Annotated in this window: 22 protein-coding genes; 17 read left to right on the forward strand and 5 right to left on the reverse strand. The window is 47.4% G+C overall.

What is annotated here, in order from left to right; all coding sequences use genetic code 11:
- Nucleotides 1-221 precede the first annotated feature (221 nt).
- The 4 genes from pnuC (at nt 222) to A3842_RS00240 (ending at nt 4,291) form a co-directional block, all read left to right on the forward strand.
- Nucleotides 222-899: a nicotinamide riboside transporter PnuC gene (gene pnuC / locus A3842_RS00225; protein WP_074100023.1), complete on the forward strand. Its 678-nt coding sequence runs from the start codon at nt 222-224 to the stop codon at nt 897-899.
- Complete coding sequence (locus A3842_RS00230) at nt 896-1,906, forward strand: AAA family ATPase (RefSeq protein WP_074100024.1); 1,011 nt, start codon at nt 896-898, stop codon at nt 1,904-1,906. Before pnuC ends, A3842_RS00230 begins: the two co-directional genes overlap by 4 nt.
- A gap of 27 nt (nt 1,907-1,933) precedes the next feature.
- Nucleotides 1,934-2,824, forward strand: coding sequence for an NUDIX hydrolase (locus A3842_RS00235; protein ID WP_074100025.1), 891 nt, complete (start codon nt 1,934-1,936; stop codon nt 2,822-2,824).
- Nucleotides 2,825-3,022: 198 nt separating this feature from the next.
- Complete coding sequence (locus A3842_RS00240; protein WP_074100026.1) at nt 3,023-4,291, forward strand: amidohydrolase family protein; 1,269 nt, start codon at nt 3,023-3,025, stop codon at nt 4,289-4,291.
- A gap of 57 nt (nt 4,292-4,348) precedes the next feature.
- On the opposite strand, the gene A3842_RS00245 is transcribed toward A3842_RS00240, so the two are convergent.
- On the reverse strand, nt 4,349-5,431 hold the full coding sequence (locus tag A3842_RS00245; protein WP_074100027.1) for a GntR family transcriptional regulator: 1,083 nt from the start codon (nt 5,429-5,431) through the stop codon (nt 4,349-4,351).
- A 291-nt stretch (nt 5,432-5,722) separates the two neighbouring features.
- On the opposite strand from A3842_RS00245, the gene A3842_RS00250 reads away from it, so the two are divergent.
- Genes A3842_RS00250 through araA form a run of 3 tightly spaced genes read left to right on the forward strand, consistent with a single transcriptional unit; the run spans nt 5,723 to nt 9,492 of the window.
- Nucleotides 5,723-7,336 carry a xylulokinase gene (locus tag A3842_RS00250; protein WP_074100028.1) on the forward strand — a complete coding sequence of 538 codons (1,614 nt, stop codon included), beginning with the start codon at nt 5,723-5,725 and terminating at the stop codon, nt 7,334-7,336.
- 1 nt (nt 7,337) lies between these two features.
- Nucleotides 7,338-8,033, forward strand: a complete 696-nt coding sequence (locus A3842_RS00255) for an L-ribulose-5-phosphate 4-epimerase (protein ID WP_074100029.1) — start codon at nt 7,338-7,340, stop codon at nt 8,031-8,033.
- A 34-nt stretch (nt 8,034-8,067) separates the two neighbouring features.
- Complete coding sequence (gene araA, locus A3842_RS00260) at nt 8,068-9,492, forward strand: L-arabinose isomerase (RefSeq protein ID WP_074100030.1); 1,425 nt, start codon at nt 8,068-8,070, stop codon at nt 9,490-9,492.
- A gap of 122 nt (nt 9,493-9,614) precedes the next feature.
- Here the strand turns inward: araA and A3842_RS00265 are convergent, their stop codons facing one another.
- On the reverse strand, nt 9,615-10,325 hold the full coding sequence (locus tag A3842_RS00265) for an NUDIX domain-containing protein (protein ID WP_256701376.1): 711 nt from the start codon (nt 10,323-10,325) through the stop codon (nt 9,615-9,617).
- 290 nt (nt 10,326-10,615) lie between these two features.
- On the opposite strand from A3842_RS00265, the gene A3842_RS33670 reads away from it, so the two are divergent.
- The 3 genes from A3842_RS33670 (at nt 10,616) to A3842_RS31740 (ending at nt 12,168) form a co-directional block, all read left to right on the forward strand.
- Complete coding sequence (locus A3842_RS33670; RefSeq protein ID WP_371915972.1) at nt 10,616-10,777, forward strand: hypothetical protein; 162 nt, start codon at nt 10,616-10,618, stop codon at nt 10,775-10,777.
- Nucleotides 10,778-11,346: 569 nt separating this feature from the next.
- Entirely contained in the window at nt 11,347-11,880 is a 534-nt protein-coding gene (locus A3842_RS00270) for a hypothetical protein (protein ID WP_074100031.1), read from the forward strand.
- A 27-nt stretch (nt 11,881-11,907) separates the two neighbouring features.
- Complete coding sequence (locus tag A3842_RS31740) at nt 11,908-12,168, forward strand: hypothetical protein (protein ID WP_143186106.1); 261 nt, start codon at nt 11,908-11,910, stop codon at nt 12,166-12,168.
- A 42-nt stretch (nt 12,169-12,210) separates the two neighbouring features.
- On the opposite strand, the gene A3842_RS00275 is transcribed toward A3842_RS31740, so the two are convergent.
- Nucleotides 12,211-12,405, reverse strand: a complete 195-nt coding sequence (locus A3842_RS00275) for a hypothetical protein (RefSeq protein WP_074100032.1) — start codon at nt 12,403-12,405, stop codon at nt 12,211-12,213.
- A gap of 270 nt (nt 12,406-12,675) precedes the next feature.
- On the opposite strand from A3842_RS00275, the gene A3842_RS00280 reads away from it, so the two are divergent.
- Together A3842_RS00280 and A3842_RS00285 are read left to right on the forward strand one after the other, a co-directional pair.
- Complete coding sequence (locus A3842_RS00280; protein WP_074087924.1) at nt 12,676-13,047, forward strand: VOC family protein; 372 nt, start codon at nt 12,676-12,678, stop codon at nt 13,045-13,047.
- A 250-nt stretch (nt 13,048-13,297) separates the two neighbouring features.
- On the forward strand, nt 13,298-13,807 hold the full coding sequence (locus A3842_RS00285) for a GNAT family N-acetyltransferase (RefSeq protein WP_256701405.1): 510 nt from the start codon (nt 13,298-13,300) through the stop codon (nt 13,805-13,807).
- Between the two features lie 82 nt (nt 13,808-13,889).
- Here the strand turns inward: A3842_RS00285 and A3842_RS31270 are convergent, their stop codons facing one another.
- Complete coding sequence (locus A3842_RS31270) at nt 13,890-14,045, reverse strand: MerR family DNA-binding transcriptional regulator (RefSeq protein ID WP_143186107.1); 156 nt, start codon at nt 14,043-14,045, stop codon at nt 13,890-13,892.
- 380 nt (nt 14,046-14,425) lie between these two features.
- Here A3842_RS31270 and helD point away from each other — a divergent pair, with 380 nt between their 5' ends.
- Nucleotides 14,426-16,837, forward strand: a complete 2,412-nt coding sequence (helD, locus tag A3842_RS00295) for an RNA polymerase recycling motor HelD (protein ID WP_074100161.1) — start codon at nt 14,426-14,428, stop codon at nt 16,835-16,837.
- On the opposite strand, the gene A3842_RS00300 is transcribed toward helD, so the two are convergent.
- Nucleotides 16,829-17,764 (reverse strand): helix-turn-helix transcriptional regulator, encoded by a 936-nt coding sequence (locus A3842_RS00300; protein ID WP_074100034.1) that lies wholly within the window; start codon nt 17,762-17,764, stop codon nt 16,829-16,831. The two genes, helD and A3842_RS00300, sit on opposite strands and share 9 nt — an antisense overlap.
- Nucleotides 17,765-17,842: 78 nt before the next feature.
- On the opposite strand from A3842_RS00300, the gene A3842_RS00305 reads away from it, so the two are divergent.
- The 4 genes from A3842_RS00305 to A3842_RS00320 all read left to right on the forward strand — a co-directional run bounded on the left by A3842_RS00305 (nt 17,843) and on the right by A3842_RS00320 (nt 21,309).
- Complete coding sequence (locus A3842_RS00305; protein WP_074100035.1) at nt 17,843-18,373, forward strand: dihydrofolate reductase family protein; 531 nt, start codon at nt 17,843-17,845, stop codon at nt 18,371-18,373.
- Between the two features lie 141 nt (nt 18,374-18,514).
- Entirely contained in the window at nt 18,515-19,054 is a 540-nt protein-coding gene (locus A3842_RS00310; RefSeq protein ID WP_074100036.1) for a DinB family protein, read from the forward strand.
- The gene (locus tag A3842_RS00315; RefSeq protein ID WP_074100037.1) at nt 19,042-19,488 is read left to right on the forward strand and encodes an EVE domain-containing protein; all 447 of its coding nucleotides are present in this window, start codon (nt 19,042-19,044) and stop codon (nt 19,486-19,488) included. The genes A3842_RS00310 and A3842_RS00315 overlap by 13 nt, the downstream gene beginning before the upstream one ends.
- Nucleotides 19,489-19,785: 297 nt before the next feature.
- The gene (locus tag A3842_RS00320) at nt 19,786-21,309 is read left to right on the forward strand and encodes a malate:quinone oxidoreductase (RefSeq protein ID WP_074100038.1); all 1,524 of its coding nucleotides are present in this window, start codon (nt 19,786-19,788) and stop codon (nt 21,307-21,309) included.
- Nucleotides 21,310-21,474 lie beyond the last annotated feature (165 nt).

Raw genomic sequence — 21,474 nt, forward strand, 5'->3', positions numbered from 1 at the left:
GGCTCTGAGGCTTAACATGTTCACCCGGCTGTTTTAAGCGGCCTTGGTTCTGATTTCATGGGACTGAGGCCGTTTTGTCTGCGTTAAAGAGGGATTTTACTTGAATATTGCCGGATTCTCTGTTATGTTGATAGTAACAAATAGTAAATATCAATGTATTACTAAGTTATTGGGCTAAGTGACTTTCAGCAAGCATAAACGGGGAAATGGAGGGATAGAACATGAAAAGGGCTGTGGGCGGTTGGAAGTTGTTCGAAGTGGTCTGGCTGGTGTTGTTTACTTTAATTGCTGTCAGTTTTACGTTTCTTTCCAAGGATTCTTTTTTCGGATTCACAGTCTTTATCACCGGAGTGCTATGTGTAGTGCTTACGGCGAAGGGGAAGCTGATGAGTTATGTTTTTGGCATGTATAATACCTTTGGCTACGCCTATTTGGCTTATGTCAACGGATTATTTGGCGAGGTGACGCTGAATTTGATGTTCTTTGTTCCGATGAATGTCGCCGGCTTCTACATGTGGAAGAAGAATTTTCAGAGTGGTAAGCTGTCTATGCGCCAGATGGAGCTTAAAGGTATGTTCCTCGCTTTGGCGGTCTGTATTGTAGGTTCCCTGCTGCTGGGGTTCAGTCTATCGTTCATTTCGGGGCAGAACTCGCCTTACATTGATGCCATAACGACAGTGTTATCCATAGTGGCCACGATTTTGATGGTGAGAAGATTCAAGGAACAATGGCTGGTCTATATTGTGCTGAATATGTTCACGGTGCTGCTATGGGTGATCCGGACGCTGGAAGGCAGCGGTGAGGGCCTGTTGATGATTGTCATGTGGAGCGCCTACCTGATTAACGCGGCCTACGGCTATTATAACTGGAACAAAGGGGCTAAGGAGGCGCTCGCATGAAGACTCTTGGATTAACGCTCGGGAAGTTCGCTCCGCTGCATAAAGGACACCAGTACATGATCGAGATGGCGCTGCAGGAGGTAGACGAATTGATCGTGGTCATTTATGAGACGAAGGTTACCCCGATTCCGCTGCATATCCGGGCGGGCTGGATCCGTAAGCTCTATCCGCTGGTTCGGGTAATCGAAGCCTGGGATGGCCCGGATGGGTACTCGGACGACAGGGAGCATGAGATCCGGGAAGAGCTGTATATTCTGGGGCTGCTTCAGGGCGAGCAAGTGACCCACTTTTATTCGAGCGAGTTCTATGGGGGGCATATGAGCATCGCATTAGGTGCAGCGGACCGGCGGGTGGATGAAGCTCGCCAGCATGTACCGGTATCGGCTACAATGATCCGTTCCGATCCTCATAAATACCGGGATTATGTAAGTGATATCGTGTACCGGGATTTAATCACGAAAGTGGTTTTTGTGGGAGCAATGTCAACCGGTAAGTCAACCATCACCGCAGCATTAGCCCGGCGGTACGGGACAACCTTTGCCAGTGAGTACGGACGGGATTATTGGACTGAGCATCAGGTGGACCGCCGGATCGGCCTCAGTGCCTTTGATGAAATCGCCGTGGGCCATATGAAGCGGGAAGAGCAGGCGTTGCTGGAAGCAGACCGGTATCTCTTTGTCGATACGAATGCGATTACCACTTATATGTATGCCTTGGATTACCACGGACGGGCTCCGGAGCTTCTGACCCGGATCGCTCTGGAGAACGCGCAGCGGTATGATTTGTTTTTCCTGTGCGACGACGATATTCCTTACGACGATACGTGGGATCGCAGCGGCGATCAGAAGCGCCATGTTTTTCATAAGCAAATCCTAGCGGATTTGAAGGAGCGGCGGATTCCCTTTATTACGTTAAGAGGAACGCTGGAGGAACGTATGCGTAAGGTAGACGCGGTGTTAGCGAAGTTTGAGCCTTATTGCAATTATTTCGGAGAACTGCAAAACTAAAAGAAAAGAATCAGGGAGGCGGAGACGTTGGAATTGGTGGATCGTGACGGACTTACAGAGCGTGAATTTTTGGAGCAATATCGGGCAGGGGATTACGAGCGGCCTTCAATGGCGGCGGATATGGTCATTTTTACTGTGACGAATACGGAGGCGGACAACTACCGCAAGCTTCCGGAAAAAGAGCTGCGTATCCTGCTCATTCGCCGGGGAGGGCATCCCTTCTTAGGAAAATGGGCACTGCCCGGCGGATTCATCCGGCCGGACGAGAACGCTGATCAGGCTGCCGCGCGGGAACTGAGCGAGGAAACCGGCGTTGATGATGTATACTTGGAACAGCTCCATACCTTTACCGATGTCGGGCGTGATCCCCGCACTTGGGTGATGAGCTGCAGCTATATGGCTTTAATCGACAGCAGCCGGTTTCAGCTAAAGGCGGGTGACGATGCCGAAGATGCTGCCTGGTTCAAGGTGAGCTACCGGCAGCTGCGGGAGCAAAAGGAATTGCTGGACGAAGGATACGTCAAAACCTTGACCTACGAGCTTAAGCTTAGTGCCGAAGGAGAAGAACTGACGGCGGTTATCAACCGGACTGTAACGGCAAAGCCGACCTCTAAGTCAGTCGTTTACGCTATCATGTCGAATGACGGATTGGCTTTTGATCATGGAAAAATCATTGCTAGCGCAATCGAACGACTGCGATATCAAACCAATGAAACCGATATTGCCCTGCACCTGATGCCGAAGCTGTTTACCCTGACGGAATTGCAGCAGGTGTATGAGGTGATTCTGGACAAGGAACTGCTAAAGGCTGCCTTCCGGCGTAAGGTGGCTAATCTCGTGTCCGAAACCGATCACTACACAGAAAATGGGGGACACCGTCCTCCCCGCTTGTATCGGAGGAATTGGGAGCAAGCCTGAGGATAATTGTATGGAGACAGACCGCCGTAAGAGATCCCTTTCTTCGAGAGAGAGGGTCTTTTTTTATTTTTACGAATAGGGATTGTCAGATGAACACTTAAACTTAGATATCAATTAATTATAAAATTGACAGTTAGTATTCTAAGTGTTATGTTTCTAACATGAATAAATCACATTTCATAATAGGAGGGTAACACGATGATTACTGCAATCACCAACGCGCGTATATTTGACGGCGAGAAAGTGATCCGAGCCACGACGGTCCTGATCGAAGGCGGACAGATTCTATCGGTTGGCGGGGATATACCGGAGCATGCCGTCATTATTGATGCAGAAGGAGGGACTTTGCTGCCGGGTCTGATTGATGCGCACGTTCACACTTCCGTAGAGGGCTTGCGCGACGCATTGAAATTCGGAGTTACAACTGAATTGGAGATGATGGGCGGGTTCACCAAAAGCGGCCGCGAGACACAATTGAAAGGGCTCGATGACATTGCAGACGTACGATCTGCCGGGATGGCGGTCACGCCTCCTGGGGGACATCCCGATGAGCTCATGCCGGGGGATGGAGAAATTCCGGATTTTGTACTGAAGGAATTGGAGAAGATGAGCGAAGAAGACCGTAACGCCATGTTGGCTGCCCACTCGCATGATCATGGGGAGGCGCCTACGGTAACCAGCCGGGACGAAGCGCTGGCCTTCGTGGGCGAACAAGTTAGTGCAGGAGCCGACTATATCAAGATTATGATTGAGGAAGGCACGGTATTGGCTGCGCCCGGACTGCCTGTCTTAAGCCAGGATATTCTAAGAACGGCTGTAGAGGAAGCGCATCGTCATCACAAGATTGCGATTGCCCATGTATTGACTGCTGAATCCGCCCGGCAAGCTATAGAGGTTGGGGTTGAGGGACTGGCTCATTTATTCATTGACCGCCCTGAAACTACTCCAGATCTGGTGAAATGGATTGCTGAGGCTGGTGCGTTCGTTACGCCGTGCCTGGTCTTGAACTCCTCGATTATCGGTCACCCCGCATCGGAATTGGCGAAGGATCCGCGTGTGAGCTCCAAGCTCAGTCCGGAATGGATCGATACTCTGAATGCCAGCTTCAATACGTACCCGCAAGGCAGCATGGATGACAACTACCGGAATGTAATGGATCTTCATCGTGCAGGTGTAGACATCCTGGTGGGTACGGATGTCTCCGTACCGGTTCCATCGCTGGGCGGACTTGCCCATGGTGTCAGCGTACACCACGAGATGCAGTTACTAGTAGAAGCGGGATTCACACCCATAGAAGCCTTACAGTCAGCTACCTCAAAAACAGCCCGCCGTTTCGGCCTGAATGATCGCGGGCATATCGTTGCAGGGACAAGGGCGGACCTGGTCTTGGTTGACGGGGACCCGACAGTAACGATCTCGGATACATTATCGATTCGCGAAGTATGGCAGCGCGGTATCCAGAAATAGGAACTTAATAATCTAATTTGCTCCATAGGCGAAATCCTTGATCCACAAGGGTTTCGCCTATCTCTTCCTTACCGTCTCCCCTTCAATTAACACAGGCTGATAATAGGTGCTGTTTCTTAAATCCTTCTTCCCTTGCAGTTTCTTAATCACCCAATCGGCGGCATCACGTCCCATTTGTTCCTGCGGGTGTGTCAATGTCGCCAGTTTGATGTTCGCATTTTTGGCAATATAGGAATTATCCTGACCAATAATAGATAAGTCCTCAGGAACAGATATATCAAGTTGTCTGCACACATGTACGACTTCCAGGCCTACCTCGTCGTTATAGCAGACAATCGCTGTTAATCCGCCTCTATTTTCGGTTAGGAATGTCTTCAAGTTGGTGGACAGGTCCTGCTTGGTTTCTGTATAGAATGAAAGTACCTGCTCGGGGTGAAAGCGTAATTTGGCTTCTCCGAGAGCTTTGATATAGCCCTTCATCCGATATTTTCCTTGTAAATCATCCATTTTGGCAATGATTCCAATCTGTGTATGTCCGTTAGAGATCAGCTCTTTGGTGGCCAGATAGCTGGACTGTACGTCATCGAGACAAAAGAACGGGACCTCGAGTTCTTCATAATAAGCATTAATCATGATGAATGGAACATCCTGTTCCTTGAACGACAGGTAGTAAGCGATATTGGGATTGTATAAATTGCTCTTCGTAGGTTCAATAATAAGACCATCCACACCAAAGGACAGCATCATCTCCAGAGCTTTCTTTTCTTGTTCGACATCATTATTGGTACTGGCTAATAGTAATGAATAATTATCTTCATTCAATCTGGATTCAATCCCGCGGATAATAGAAGGGAAGATGTAATCAGAAATGTAGGTCGTGATGACTCCGATTGTTTTATTATTTGAATTTCCACCGGTTTTTGACCGGAATTGGTTGCTGACATAAGTCCCCGAGCCTTTTTCACTTCTTAAAAAACCCTCATTGGATAGTTCCAGAATAGCCTTTCGAACGGTCTGCCGACTAACTTTATACATATCCTGCAAGGCAGATTCCGTTGGAATCTGGTTTCCAATGCCGTATGTTCCTGAAAGAATATTGCTTTTGATATCCTCAAGAATGACCTGATACTTTGGTTTCACTGTACTCCTTCTTTCTTGGTTGTTCTAATACCAATTTATCCACCCGTAATATTTGTATGTACATATTTTAGCATAATTATAAGCTGATTAGATACTATCGTCTTACATGTACTAATACTTCAGCTGAAATATGATGAAAAGCCCTTGGTATTCGCGATATTTGTAAGTATAACTATGAATGTCTGTTGACAAATGTACGAACAAAAAATATACTGAAACTGTAAATAAGGGAAAGCGCCTTCTTTCTAATATGGCGGTTAAAACAGTTGTTCAGAGAGGAGTAACGTGTGCATGGATCAAGACATCAAACAAGCGATACTCAAGGGAGAAACCTCACTTGGGATCGAATTTGGATCCACACGTATCAAGGCAGTGCTGATTGATCATCGTTTTGAAACAATCGCATCTGGAAGTTATGAGTGGGAGAACCTCCTGGTAGACGGGTATTGGACGTACAACTTAGAGAGTATTATCGCGGGTCTGCAAGAGGCTTATAGTGGAATGAAGCAAGAGGTTGAACGGAAATATGGAATCACCATTCGAACAGTGGGCTCTATAGGCTTCTCTGCAATGATGCACGGGTATATGGCTTTTGACAGCGCGGGTAAGCTGCTTGTTCCGTTCCGGACTTGGCGGAATGCGACAACCGGTGCTGCAGCAAAAGAGTTAACTGATAAATTTCAATTCAACATTCCTGAGCGCTGGAGTATTGCTCACCTGTATCAGGCGATATTGAACGAAGAAGAACATGTTCCTCGTATCGATTTTATTACGACGCTCTCTGGATACATTCACTGGCTGCTGACTGGAAATAAGGCTATTGGTGTCGGAGACGCTTCGGGTATGTTCCCGATCGATGAAACTACACATGATTACAACGAATCCATGGTTAAGCAGTTTGATGAGCTCATTGCGGCCAAAGGCTACTCCTGGAAGCTGAAGGATATTCTCCCGGAGGTCCATATTTCAGGTCAGCAGGCAGGTGCATTAACGGCAGCGGGAGCCAGAATCTTAGATAAATCCGAAAATATGCAGCCAGGTATTTCGCTCTGTCCTCCGGAAGGTGATGCGGGAACAGGCATGGTTGCTACGAATAGTGTGAGAAAACGGACGGGCAACGTCTCCGTGGGAACTTCGGTTTTTGCTATGCTTGTATTAGAGAAGGAGCTTACGGCGGTATATCCCGAAATTGATCTGGTGACAACACCGGGCGGCAATCCGGTCGGAATGGTTCATGCCAACAACTGTTCAAGTGATATCAACGCCTGGCTGGGCTTGTTCCGTGAATTCTATGAGGCTATGGGGCAGAAGGCTGACACGAATCATTTATTCGGTGTGATGTTCAATAAGGCGCTGGAAGCAGACCCGGATGGCGGCGGATTGCTTAGCTATGGTTACTTCTCAGGCGAGAATATCACCGGAATGGAAAAAGGCCGGCCATTGTTTGTACGCTCCCCTGAGAGCCGTTTCAATCTGGCCAATTTCATGCGCACTCATCTGTTCACTGCTTTTGGTGCATTGAAAATCGGAATGGATATTCTGACAAAGAAGGAAAATGTCGAAATTGACAGCATTCTGGCACACGGCGGTTTATTTAAGACCCCTATCGTCGGACAAAAAATTGTTGCAGCTGCCTTAAATGTCCCGGTATCCGTGATGGCTACAGCCGGTGAGGGCGGAGCATGGGGAATGGCTATTCTGGCTTCTTACATGAGTAACAAGGATCAGCAAGAAAGCCTGGAAGACTTCCTCGACCAGAAAGTATTTAAAGATACCGAAGGACAGGAGATTTATCCTGACGGCTCCGACGTGAAGGGATTCGAAGCATTTATGGAGCGCTACACTCAAGGTCTGGCGATTGAGCAGGCTGCTGTAGATAATCTAGTGGAAAACTGGAGGGGTTGACGTGTTAGAGCAACTGAAAGAAGAAGTATTTCAAGCGAATCTGGATTTGCCTAAACATGGGCTTGTAAAATACACCTGGGGGAACGTAAGCGCTGTTGATCGGGAGAGCCGCTTATTCGTTATTAAGCCTAGTGGTGTCAGTTATGACACGATGAAAGCCAGTGATATGGTAGTTGTTGACTTTGACGGCAATGTGGTTGAAGGAGCGATGAGACCCTCTTCAGATACACCAACTCATGCCGTACTGTATAAGCATTACGCAGAGATCGGCGGTATTGTGCATACCCATTCGACTTGGGCGACCATTTGGGCTCAAGCGGGTCTGGATGTACCTGTTATGGGGACTACTCATGCAGACACCTTCTATGGTTCGGTTCCCTGCGCCCGTTTCTTAACCCAAGAGGAGATTGACCGTGGTTATGAAGCGGAAACCGGCCGTGTCATCATCGAGACGTTTGAGCAGCGCGGGCTTGATATTTTAGCAGTGCCCGGTGTCCTGCTTAAGGGTCATGCTCCGTTCACTTGGGGCAAAGATGCCAAATCCGCAGTTATGAACAGCGTCGTGCTCGAAGAGGTTTCGAAAATGAATTTATTCGCACGGCAATTGAATAGTTTTGCTGAGGAATTGCCGCAGCGCATTCTAGATAAGCACTACTTACGCAAGCACGGGAAAGATGCCTACTACGGGCAGAAGTAATACCAACTACTAATTTATGAAAAGAGGATGAATGATGTCAACAGTAGGTGCAAAAGAATTCTGGTTTGTCGTAGGTTCACAACATCTGTATGGGGAAGAAGCGTTAGCAGAAGTTAAAGCAAATGCACAAGTAATGACCGATGCCTTGAATAAGAGCGGCGTTCTGCCTTACCCGCTTGTATTGCAGGATCTGGCAGTCACTGCAAACAAAATCACTGCCCTCATGAAAGAAGTCAACTATCGTGACGAAGTTGCCGGTGTCATTACCTGGATGCATACCTTCTCACCTGCAAAAATGTGGATCCGCGGTACTAAAATGCTGCAAAAGCCGCTGCTTCATCTGGCTACACAGTACAATGAAAGTATTCCTTGGGCAACCATTGACATGGACTTCATGAACCTAAACCAGGCAGCACATGGTGACCGTGAATATGGATTTATCAACGCCCGTCTGAAAAAACAGAATAAAGTAGTAGTAGGATACTGGGGACGCGCGGAAGTTCAGAAGCAAATTGCAGAATGGATGGACGTAGCGGTTGCTTACAATGAAAGCTTCAATATCAAAGTTGCCCGCTTTGGCGACAACATGCGTAACGTTGGCGTTACCGAAGGCGATAAGGTCGAAGCTCAAATTCAATTTGGCTGGACCGTGGACTACTTCGGAATTGGCGACCTTGTTGGGTACGTGAATGCTGTGAAGGAAGAAGAAATCGATGCTTTGTTCGCGGAGTATTCCAAAGCTTATGAATTTGACTATGGTACTTACAGCAAGGAAGCTTGGGAAGCCAGTGTAAAAGTGCAGGCAAGCTATGAAATTGCCCTCAAGCGCTTCCTGGATCATGGCGGCTACACGGCCTTCACGACGAACTTCGAAGACCTCTATGGGATGAAACAGCTTCCTGGCCTTGCCGTTCAGCGTCTGATGGCGCAAGGATACGGATTTGCCGGTGAAGGGGACTGGAAGACCGCTGCCCTTGATCGTCTGCTGAAAGTAATGAGCCACAACCAAAACACCGGTTTCATGGAAGATTACACCTATGAAATGGCAGCAGGTCAGGAATCCATCCTTCAATCCCATATGCTTGAGGTTGACCCGACACTGGCAAGCAATAAGCCCAAAGTCCTCGTGTCTCCGCTCGGTATTGGCGATCGTGAAGATCCGGCCCGATTGGTGTTTGACGGCAAGGCAGGAGACGGCGTGGTTGTGTCCATGGCTGACTTCGGCACTCATTACAAACTGCTGATCAATGAGGTTACTGCATTTGAACCAACAGTTCCTGCTCCCAATCTTCCAGTAGCCCGTGTACTATGGAATGTGAAGCCGAACTTCCAGGACGGGGTTAAGGCATGGATTGAGAACGGCGGCGGCCACCATACCGTGGTTTCCTTGAATCTAACCACAGACCAGATTGTTACTTATGCCAAACTGGTTAACCTGGAATACGTAATTATTAAGTAATCAGAAGATGGTTATCTATAAAAGCATTGGGTCCGTTCACAGGACCCAATGCTTTTTTGTACGCCCGGTATGGTCGTTATCTCTAGAGTGAAAGTTCTACAGGTGCTGGCAAGTACCTGCCTCTAGACAAGCGGAAGTCCGTCCAGCCGGTCGTAAATCAACAGTCCTTTCTCTCTTGCAATCCTGACCATTTCATCGGCACCCTGGGAGGCTCCTCCGACTCGAAGCACGGCATCACAGAAATCCAGCAGACGGATGGAAGACGGATGAAAAATCCGGTTAAATGTCTCATCCCCCAGATTAGCGCCGGCTGTCGCGATAAGGGGCAATGCATACCATTCCCCCAGCACCGGCATGTGCCCAGCCTCGTAAACTTGAAGAGCGATTTCATTCATATATTTGACGTTTTTCTCGATTAACACATGATCATCATTGGTTCCAGAACGATATGGGCCAGCGATGAGGATGTGCAGCGGTTTCGATTTTACGTTCAAGAGACCTTGGATCTGAGCGTATTGCAGCAGCATGATCGTCTTGGCGTCACGAATTTCGCCGCTTTGGACCATGTCGAGGGCCTGAGCAAACGGAAGTTCCAGCACTTCAATGTTTTCCTGTTCCTCATCAAGCCCCCCACCCCGGCCTGTTGTCATTTCTTCACTATACTCGGCTACAAAGAAGTACAGGATTTCGGTAACCGATCCCGGTGACATATAGGCTTCGCCAACTTTCTGCACATGCTCGATACGGTACCCCGTCTCCTCCTCTGTTTCCCGCAGAATACTTTCTTCGGGTGTTTCTTTATCCAGCAATCCCGCACAGGTTTCAATAAGCATTCCCGTCTCATTACCGTTTCGTAAGTAGGCATTCGAAACTGTCTAGTCAGTACAATAGTTTGTTTGTGGCGATTAAAGAGCAGGATTGTTGCGCCGTTGCCGCGGTCGTACACTTCACGGGATTGTGTCTCCCATTGTCCATTTTCTTTTTCATACTCGAATATGACATTCTTTAAGATATACCAGTTCCAGACCATCTGAATGACCCTAAAGCTCCTAGATTAACATGGGATTATTATAGCAACTACAAAGTAGCGTCAATTATGCATGAGTGGAATGTCCTCACTAGCATGGAAGGTGATATCACGCTGGATGCTACAGACTTGATGAATCATATTCTCTGTAAAGGAGGCATTCTAACGTTTGCAAAGAATGGTAGCCAAACGTCTTACGGAGCGTATGCGTACCGATCTCTGTCAACCCAACCTCTGAACAAATCATGTTCCACGTAGAAGCATATGAGGACGGTCTCTATGCTCAAGATGCGTTGAGGCATCAATATGAGCCTGTATGCTTGCATGGCGTTTCTCTTTGAGAGGGGACGACAAGAGTGGATACGCTATCGCAAGTCAAAGAGATGTTACGCCAGTAAGCAACAACAAGAGGAGCTAGATGCTCGTCTGCAATTTCTTGATCTACGATTGACGGCACTCGAATCAGCGAGACCAGTTCCCGCCCTTTGCGGGATGGCGGAAAGCGTTCTGGCATGGACACGGTACTCGACGCTACATTTGGAACCGCAGGCAAGCTGCTACACGGCACACTTGATACCTTGTCGTATTTGACGGCTACAATCATCGACGTCGCAACGCTCGGACGAGCACGGTATGTCGCAACAGCATCACAATCGAATAAGTAAGGGACTGGCCCTGCGATAACGCGCAGGGCCTCGACTTTTCCAAATTCCATAATACTCACAGCTAAATTTCATGTTTTTCAATAAACCGTAACATTTCAGATTTCTATATATGGTATATAATGTTATTATTGTATTATCATACAATAAGGAGGGCTGGTACTTGTGAAAAAAGCGTTTAAGCTCGCTCTAGTCTGTACATTTCTATTGAACATTAGCTTTGCTTCTGCCGTAATGGCAAACCCAGTTGAAGCTGACAGAAAAGATTTCAAAGAGGTTAAAACATCTGGTGTAGAAAAAGCAAGGGTTGGGGAATGGAAGGGCGATGATACGGTAGTAATCGATTCTCTTGGAAACGAAAGCACTGTTGGAGAGCTTAGAGAGGCTGCGAGTTTTGTACCGACAATAGAAGGAGATTCAATCCAAGATAAATTGTTGGCGCCGGAACAAAAAGCACCCAAATTGGGGCCTGAAGCTGTATCGTCGGCTTATGGACATGCTTGGCCTTACTACGCTATCAACAGCAAAGACATCAATTGTTATGCCTACGCTGTTGATTTCCCTTATGCCATGAACCCTGGATTTGGTGATAGCGTTGAGAATTGGACTGACTCTGGCTATTTTACAAACGTGTTTTATACTGCTGGCCTAGTTGTCCAAGACGGCAATACCAATCCAGCGAACTTCAAATCTCCTTGACGTATTCTTTCTAGTAGAACCGCTGCAGTGTCCGATACTGAGCATCGTATTGCACTTAGAGTCGGTTGGATCGATGCTAATGGAAATGGAGTAGTAGATGTTTATAGTGATGTTATTGATTATCATTTTATGCTTCAAAATAACTCAGGTTTATGGTCAGAAAAGCATGGTCAATATCCATCTCAGAATACGGCTATTTCAGATCCAAGTAATTTCACATGGACATTAAAAAATTATGTTGGATTCTACAATAGTCCAACAGTGTACATTGCGGCTAAAGTATATTAAACATACAATTTCTTGACTAAAAGAGATGACTTGAAAGAAAGGTCATCTCTTTTTTTGTTTTTCCATATTGAACAGCTCAATGAAATGCACATCGAACTCAGTGTCTTTGTAATCCCACGAATCATGGCTCATATTATCAGCTTGTTGCTTTGCCGCAGCTTCAAGATCCGGATCGCCTATTCCAGCAAAATCACCTTCGACAACAACCTTAGCCTCGTAAGTTTTTGTGATCGTCATTTCAACCTCGAAATTTTCTTTTCATCTTTATACGCTCCTCATTATTTTTTGAAGAACCGTATGCGTCTACTGTTCGATATCTTCGTACTGCGCAACATCTTTCGGAACCATTTCTGTAAAAAAAGTATAGGACTGGTGCGCACTCATTAATCTAACAGATAGTATAGTTGAGTCATGCAAAAGGAATATTCATCTGTTTCGCGAATTCTTTAATATCAAGTGGTTATTTGTGAGTCTGATCCTAAAATTTTTCTAAAGGAGATAAGAGTTATGCTGTTTTCAGATGTATGTCTAATTACAGAGGATGTCACAACTTTAACTAGGTTCTATGAAGTCGTTTTACATGAAAAAGCCGTAGGAGATCATATCCATTCGGTAATTCATACGAAAGGTCCTGGATTGGCGATATATTCGAAACAAGCTGCAGAATCAGATATGAAATTTGATTTTTCAAGATATTGGGGATCAGGCAATATTACACTAAGTTTTAATGTTGATGATATTGACATTGAATATGAACGATTGAAGGAATTTGATGTTGAATTTGTAACTGTGCCTACAACCTATCCTTGGGGAGCAAGGTCAGTACATTTTCGAGACCCTGACGGTAACATCATATGTTTTAGAAGTAAATCAAAATGAAGTCAAGTCCACATGTGGTTTTTATACTGGAGCCCTCAAAACCAGCTCTTTTGGAATTCGCTAGTGAGCAGTTTGCGTCTACTGCCAAGTATCTTCGTACTGCGCAACAATCACTATGGCTCTCGATGAAAAAGATTCATCAAGCTCCCGAGCAGTAAATTTTGACTATAAGAGTACTTTCCCAATCTCGAAGAAGAAATTTATGTAATATTATTTATATAAAAAGGAAAAGGATGGGATATATATTAAAATTAGGTCAGAACAATTAAATGATTATGGTGAAGTATTTAAATTGAATTATTTGGCTTTTGGAAATAGGGATGATGAATCAAAATTAATTGAAAGTATTAGATTATCTGATGGTTTTATCCCTGAATTATCCCTTGTTGCGGAAGAAAATGACCAAATAGTTGGTCATGCTTTATTTAGCAAAGCTGAAATTGTTGATCAAGAACATTGTCATGAGGTCATAGTTCTTGGCCCTATTGCAGTATTGCCAAGCAATCAAAAAACAGGGATTGGTGGTAAACTAATTCAAGAAGGCTTAAAAAGATGCGAAGCATTAGGTTATGAATTTGTGTTCTTAATAGGACATCCGACTTATTATCCGAAATTTGGATTTAAGCCGGCGAGAAACTGTGGATTTGAAATAAAGCAATTTGACGTACCAGATGACGTTTTTATGGTCTTTGAATTAACAGAAGGAAAGATAAAAATAACAATTAAGGGTGAGTTGAAGTATCCGAAGTCATTTCTTTAATTGAAGTATTATTCCTACTATCGTTCCGCTAACAGGATCGCTAGCAAAAATGCAGTGGCAGTCTATGATTTTATTTTCTCGTTCAGAGCTGCCGCAATAGGCTAAGATTCTCACCGTACAATCCCTCCCTTATTGCGCCGTATACGTCTACGATCTGATCGTAATATCGCAAGGTTCTGACCGTTATTCCGGTTCGCTTGGCAAGTTGCCCGGTCGTCAGATAGTTCTCTTTGTTCATCCTTTCCCCACCATCCAATCGATTGCTCCACATGTTGTTCCCAGTAAGTATAGCAGGTGACGTAACGTCACCTTCAAGCAAAATTTATGCATAAAAAGGAAACTCTAAATTTCTTCAGGGTTTCCTCGGGTGCTTACGAATAGAGGGAGAAGCGAGGTTATGAAATAGAAAAAGCCTGGCAGACGCGCCAGGCTAAGACTTATATAATCATTGCATACAAAGAAGCAATATGTTAAAGTTGAAGGACTGTCGATATTCATAACATAAAGACAGACTTATTGATTATCTTTATACTTTGATTATAGCAAAAGAATTTGCGTTTTGTCAACCGTCCTTTTTTCTTTTCTAACTTAGTTTGAGAAGGAGTGTATTCAGGAATGATGGACTCAAATGAATGGCGGCAGGAGCAGCAGCGGCTGGATCTGGTGGTAGGAAAGCTGGAGGCAAGAATTGTTGAACTGGAGCCCAAGATAAGTCAATTAAGGGAGCAGGCGGCGGATATCCGCAAAAGGTTCTGGGATGAGGTTACGGTCAACACGAGCACGGATGAGGATTTTGAAGAGACGTTCTTCACGATCAATCAGCAAACTGCAGTGTTATCCGAACGGGAACGGAGCCACGGACGGTTGTTGCAGCAATGGAAAAATATGAACCGGCTACTGCCATCTCCATATTTTGGACGTGTTGATTTTCAGGAAGAAGGCCAGGGAATCACTGAGCAGGTGTATATCGGGGTGTCTTCCTTCGTCGATGCAGATGGCCTGAGCTTTCTGGTGTACGACTGGCGTACCCCTATGGCGAGTCTATACTATGACTATCCTCCAGGAGAAGCAGCCTTTGAAACGCCGGGAGGGCGCATCACCGGGACCATGAAGCTGAAGCGGCAGTACCAGATTCGTGACGGCCATCTCCATAATGTATTCGATTCGAGTATTACTATCGGTGACCAGTTACTGCAGCAGGTGCTCGGTCAGGGGGCAGATGCACAAATGAAGAGCATCGTGGGGACGATTCAAAAAGAACAGAATGCTATCATCCGCAACGATAACAGCCAAATGCTCATTGTGCAGGGAGCAGCCGGCAGCGGGAAAACTTCTGCGGCGCTGCAGCGTGTGGCTTACCTGCTGTATAAACACCGTGAAAGACTCACCGCTGATCAGATCGTTCTTTTTTCACCTAACCCCATGTTCAACAGTTACGTATCCACTGTTCTTCCTGAACTCGGAGAGGAAAACATGCAGCAGACCACCTTCCAGGAATATCTGGACAATTGGCTTGCCTCAACGTTTCGTTTGGAGGACCCGTTTGATCAGATCGAATATGTGCTGACCGAGCAGCAGACTCTGGGTTATGAGGCTCGTATGAATGGAATTCAGTATAAGGCATCTGAAGCCTACCTTCAGGCACTCCGCGGTTATTCGTTGTGGCTGGTGAAGGAAGGAATGAGGTTTGACGATATCCGTTTCCGGGATCGCGTGTTAATTCCGGGCGAGCAAATCAAAGAAAAGTTTTACAGCTATGACTCCTCCATTCGCCTCACGAACCGCATCGCACTGGTACAAAAATGGCTGCTGCAGGAGCTGACCCGGCTGGAGAAGAAGGAGCAGGAAGCGCCTTGGGTACAGGAGGAGCTGAACTACCTCGATAGTGAGCAGTACGCTGAGGTGTTCAGTATGCTGCATAAAGAGCAGGGGGTCTTTGACTTTGCCGAAAAGTACGCCCGAATATACGAAATCCTGCACAACCAACGCCGCCCGGATGAGAGTGATTTCGATTTTGCCGAGCGGGAGGAAGAGCTGCTCAGCCGAATGATTGTGAAGGAGGAATTCAAACCACTCAGACGGAGCGTAAAACAGTTCTCGTTCATAGACATGGTTGGACTGTACAGCCAGTTGTTCAGAGACGAGGCTGCATACAGGGAGATGACGAATGAAGCTGAGGTACCGGAGCTTTGGGCGGAAATCTGCAGGCAGACCCAAGAAAAGCTGGGCCGAAAAGAACTCTATTATGAAGATGCTACACCGTATCTATATCTGAAAGAACTTGTGGAAGGTGCCCGGACCAACACGCAAGTGCGGCATATCTTCATCGATGAAGGCCAGGATTATTCGATGTTTCAGTATGAGTTCCTCAAAAGACTCTTTCCCCGTGCCCGTATGACGGTACTCGGTGATTTCGGTCAGGCCATCTTTACGCAGGCAACGAATTTGCACGGGATGGACTCTCCCTTGATTCAGCTCTATGGTGAAGCGGCAACCAGTCAGTTTCTTCTGATCCGCAGCTATCGCTCCACCCGTCCAATTGTGGAGTTTACGAAGTCGCTTTTGCCGGGCGGAGATGCAATTGTGCCGTTTGACAGAAGCGGCAGGAAGCCGTCCCTCCTGAAGATGGAGTGCAGCGAGAAACGGGCGGAACGAATAGCGGCAGATCTGGCGGTGCTTCAGGCTGAAGGTTGTACATCCATCGCTGTTATAACGAAGACTGCCGCCGAGAGCAGAGAGGCTTACGAGACTTTGACAGCCGGGGGTTCCAAAGAGCTGCGGCTGATCACAAAGAACACACCCACTTTTGAAAAGGGTACGCTAGTTATTCCTGCCTATCTCGCTAAAGGTGTTGAATTTGATGCAGTGCTGACCTACGATGCTTCCCCGCAGTCCTATGACCGGGAGAGCGAGCGCAAGCTCTTTTATACAGCATGCACACGGGCAATGCACCGGCTTTTACTGTATACGACAGGGGAATGGACGCCTTTTGTTCAGGCGGTAGATCCATCGTTGTATGAGCTAGTGTAAGCACCGGTACGGCTTCAAGCTGAGCTCCAGCAGCTGGATAACGGTCTCCTGCAGCTGGGGCGGCTCTGCGACCTTCACTTCAGGTCCGAACTTCAGCAGCCCCCGCGCCGTATAAGGGAACTCTTCCACGGGGACGCTGCTCTTCCAAAGATAGGCATACTCAGAAGGGAGCTCTGCCTGCTGCAGAGAGTGAAACATTGGATCGGATTCCGCGAGCCGGGCGCCAAAGGCGGTAAACCATAGCGTAACCTCCAATCGGGGCCGCTCATCGGCAGCTACCAGCCACTCCTGCAGATCTGGAGCGGAGAGGTCCTCTTGTTCCAGCACCTCCAACTGCAGAATGCGATCGACGCGGTACAGAATCACACGGTCGTCTTTCTTGGCGGGCATATACCAGTAGCCGTTCTCCAGGTAGATGCCGACAGGGGTTGCTTGTGCGTCCTTCGTTCCGCTCCGCGAGCGGTAGGTGAACGCAATCTGCCTCTTGGCGATTGCCGCTTGGAGAATAGCTGTTGTAAACGGCGCAGGCTGTGCAGGCTGCTGCTGGAGGACGGCGATGTGGCTGCGCATCCGGTCGATCGAGTCCTTCACGTCAGGCGGCAGACTGGCATAGTACTGCTCGGCCAGGTGCGTCCGGAACGACTCATAGGGGAAGCTCTGGATTTGCTCCATGACCTGAATCATCAGGAAGAGACCCAGAGCTTCGTTAGGTGTAAGCCGCAGCGGTGGCAGAATCCGGTTAGGCAGCGCCCGGTAACCGCCATGGGCACCTACTTCGGCATATAACGGGAAGCCGATCTGCTGCAGGTAGTCGAGATCGCGCTGAATCGTACGCAAGGACACCCCGAAGCGTTCGGCCAACTCACGGGCAGTGAATTTTCTGCGGGAGTCGATGATTTGCATCATGGCTAGCCGTCGGTCATTCATTTTTTGCACCTCGTTTAATTACGACGTATATTGTCATAGTTCCAGTTTATCATGAAAGCATGAGAGGAGCGATGAACAATGAAGCAGAGTAAAGTTGTGCTGTATGTTGCCATGAGTCTGGACGGGTATATTGCCAAGCCAGACGGTTCAGTGGATTGGCTCTATGATGTCCAAGGGGATGGGGGTGACAACGGCTACGGTGATTTTTACAAGGGCATTGGCGTGGTGGTTATGGGAAGGCTTACCTATGATGAGGTGCTGAAGATTTCGGATGAATTTCCTTATGCCGGCAAGCCTTGTTACGTTCTGACCAGAAGAGAGCAAGCTCCAGACAAGTATGTTCATTTTACCGACGAGGCACTGGACAGCTTGATCCCGCGGCTGCAGGCCATGAGCGATGGGGATGTCTGGCTGGTGGGGGGCGGCCAGCTGGTGCAGGCGTTCCTGGAGCATGAACTGATTGATGAAGTGCAGCTAACCCTGATTCCGAAGCTGCTTGGCGAGGGGATTCCGTTATTTCCTGCAGGAACAGTTCCTGGCAATCTGAAGCTGACAGGGCTGGAGCGTATGGGTCAGATGGCATCCATCCATTATGAGGTCATCAAGTAAGAAGCCTGGCGGCGGGAGGGTCTTTGCGGAACCGGGTTCGTGACGAAGCTGAAAAAGAATTAAAATGCTACTGACATAACGTTGTCAGTAGCGTTTTTGTATAATCAGATTAGATCAAGATAAAGGAGCTGTTCGAAAAGTATGAATACCACCGAAGCGTTGCAGCGGTTTGAAGAAACGGCAAATTACTATCTCCATCAACTGGATGATTTCAGCATGGAGCAGTTGAAGCGTCAGCCAAGTGAGGACGAGTGGTCGCTTGGACAAATGTATCTGCATCTGATTAACTCGGCTCTGTATATGCAGCTTCGCAATATTGAACAATGCCTGGCTCCAGGAGAGGATTCTGTTGCCTCTATCGCGGAAAAAACAAGAGAGGGTACAGAGATTTTTGATCAAGGAAGCTTCCCGCCTATTCGTGTCCATGTCCCGCCTTCTCCACAATATACCCCGGTGCAGCCGGAGAGCAAAGAACAGTTAATTCAGGGATTGAATACTGTGATCGGCCGAATGAAAGAAACCTTGCCGAAGCTTGAACAGGCATCTCTGCAGAATACGGTACCCCATCCGCGGTTCGGTCCACTCCACTCCAAAGAATGGTTTTTGCTTATTGAAATGCACTATCGTCATCATCTTCTGCAGATGGACCGGTTGAGGGCATTTCTAGAATGCAACGTATAAGCGAGCAAAGCCGATGCTGGATTGGGGTTGTCTCCGCTTCTCATGTGAAGCGGGGGGTGCTCGGTGGATTCGCCCAGCTCAACCATGGCAAGTCAGCACCTTTGCGGCGGATGAGCCGTGGCGATTGGCTGATATACTATTCTCCACGGACGGATATGGCGAAGGGGGAGGTTCTCCAGGCGTTCACTGCCATTGGTCAGATTGAAGATGACACCATCTACCCCTATCCGATGTCCGAAACCTTTGTGCCCTACCGCCGGAATATCCGCTATTTTCCGTGCCGGGAAGTGAAGATTGCGGATCTATTGAACCAGCTTAGCTTCACACGCGGGAATCGAAACTGGGGGTATAGCTTCCGTTATGGTCATGTCGAGATCAGCCGGGAGGATGGTCAGACGATTGCGGCCGCCATGCTGGACCCCATAAGAGAATAAGCGGATGCGGTTCCGTCTTATGAACATCTGGTAATAAGTAATAATTCAAGAAACGGCTGGAACAGGGGGACCTGAACCAGGCGTTTTTTATATTTTAGCGGAGTTATGGAGGGATTCACTATGTTATATAAAAAACTAGATAAATATTAAAATTTATATGTAATAGTGATACACTAAGATCAGGTCATCATTGATCAATAAAAGGTGTGTGACGAAGTCGCGCCCTGGCTTGTTATAGCGCCTAAGCAGGAGCGCCTGAATCTTCCTGCAAATCGTAGGGTAGAAGGACGGGTAAACATGAGCAACCAACAAACAAAAACAGACGTTATTTTAATTGGTGCCGGAATCATGAGTGCGACGTTAGGTTCTATGCTGAAAGAATTAGTCCCGGACTGGACCATCACCGTGTTTGAGCGGCGGGCGGGCGCAGGCGAGGAGAGCTCTAACGAATGGAATAATGCGGGAACAGGGCATTCCTCACTGTGCGAGCTGAACTACACCGTAGAGGGGCCGGATGGATCCATCGATATTAGCAAGGCTGTAAAAGTAAATGAGGAATATCAGTTCTCCAAGCAATTCTGGTCTTATCTGGTAAATAGCAAACGGATACAAAACCCGCGGGACTTTATTGTGGCCGTACCCCATATGAGCTTTGTCCAAGGGGAAACAGATGTTGCTTTTCTAAAAAAAAGATATGAAGCGCTTTCGGAAAATCCGTTGTTCCAAGGGATGGAGTTTTCCGATGACCCGGAACAGCTGATGAAATGGATTCCGCTAATGATGAAGGAAAGAAGAATAGAACAGCCTATAGCGGCAACCCGAATTGAATCAGGTACAGATGTGAACTTCGGTGCTTTAACACGTATGTTGTTTGACCACCTAGAGAGTAATCAGACGGATATCCGATTCAAACATCAAGTGGAGGATATTACCCGTGCCCGTGACGGCTCTTGGGACTTGAAGGTGCAGAATCTCGATAAGGGTACCACTTCGCATCATTCTGCAAAATTCGTCTTTATCGGCGGCGGGGGAGGAAGCCTGCATTTGCTGCAGAAATCCGGTATTCCTGAAGGGAAAGGGATTGGGGGATTTCCGGTAAGCGGACTGTTCATGGTGTGCCAGAAGCCGGATATTGTAGCAAAGCATCATGCCAAAGTATACGGAAAAGCTGCGGTCGGAGCTCCTCCAATGTCTGTTCCGCATCTGGACACGAGAGTGATCGACCAGAAGGAATCGCTGTTCTTTGGACCGTTTGCCGGCTTCTCGCCAAAGTTCCTCAAATTCGGCTCGATGTTTGATTTGATTACTTCTGTAAAGCCGGGTAATCTGACAACGATGCTGGCAGCGGGGGCAAAAAACCTTCAGTTGACCAAATACCTGATTGGACAGGTGATGTTATCCAAAGAACAGCGTATAGAAGCTTTACGGGAGTTTGTCCCGGACGCCAAGAGTGAGGATTGGGATTTGGTGGTGGCAGGCCAGCGTGTGCAGATTATCAAAGATACCGCAGCCGGCAAAGGAACGCTGCAATTTGGCACAGAAGTGATCAGCAGTGCCGACGGGTCGATAGCGGCTCTATTGGGGGCCTCTCCCGGTGCTTCTACTGCTGTTTCTGTCATGCTGGAAGTCATCATCAAATGCTTCCCGCAGCAGATCAAAGCATGGGAATCAAAAATCAAAGAGATGATCCCTTCCTATGGCGCCACCTTATTGGAAAATCCCAAACTTATACAAGACATTCACACCTTAACGGATCGGTCCCTTGGTCTAACGAATGAAGCGGGAGAGTATGAGACACAGAAACATGCATTTACTTCATAAATGTTTTTCTGGAAATATTCGAAATTCTTGAATGGGTAAGTAAACACCCGGTTCCCGATTGACGCGGAATCGGGTGTTTGACATGGGGATTTATGGGAATGGCTTGTCCCTTCTTCGACCGGCTGTTCATCCAGTACGTTCTATCATAGTAATCTCCCTCAATAC

This window comes from Paenibacillus sp. P3E (genome assembly GCF_001909045.1).
GTDB lineage: Bacteria > Bacillota > Bacilli > Paenibacillales > Paenibacillaceae > Paenibacillus_AQ > Paenibacillus_AQ helianthi.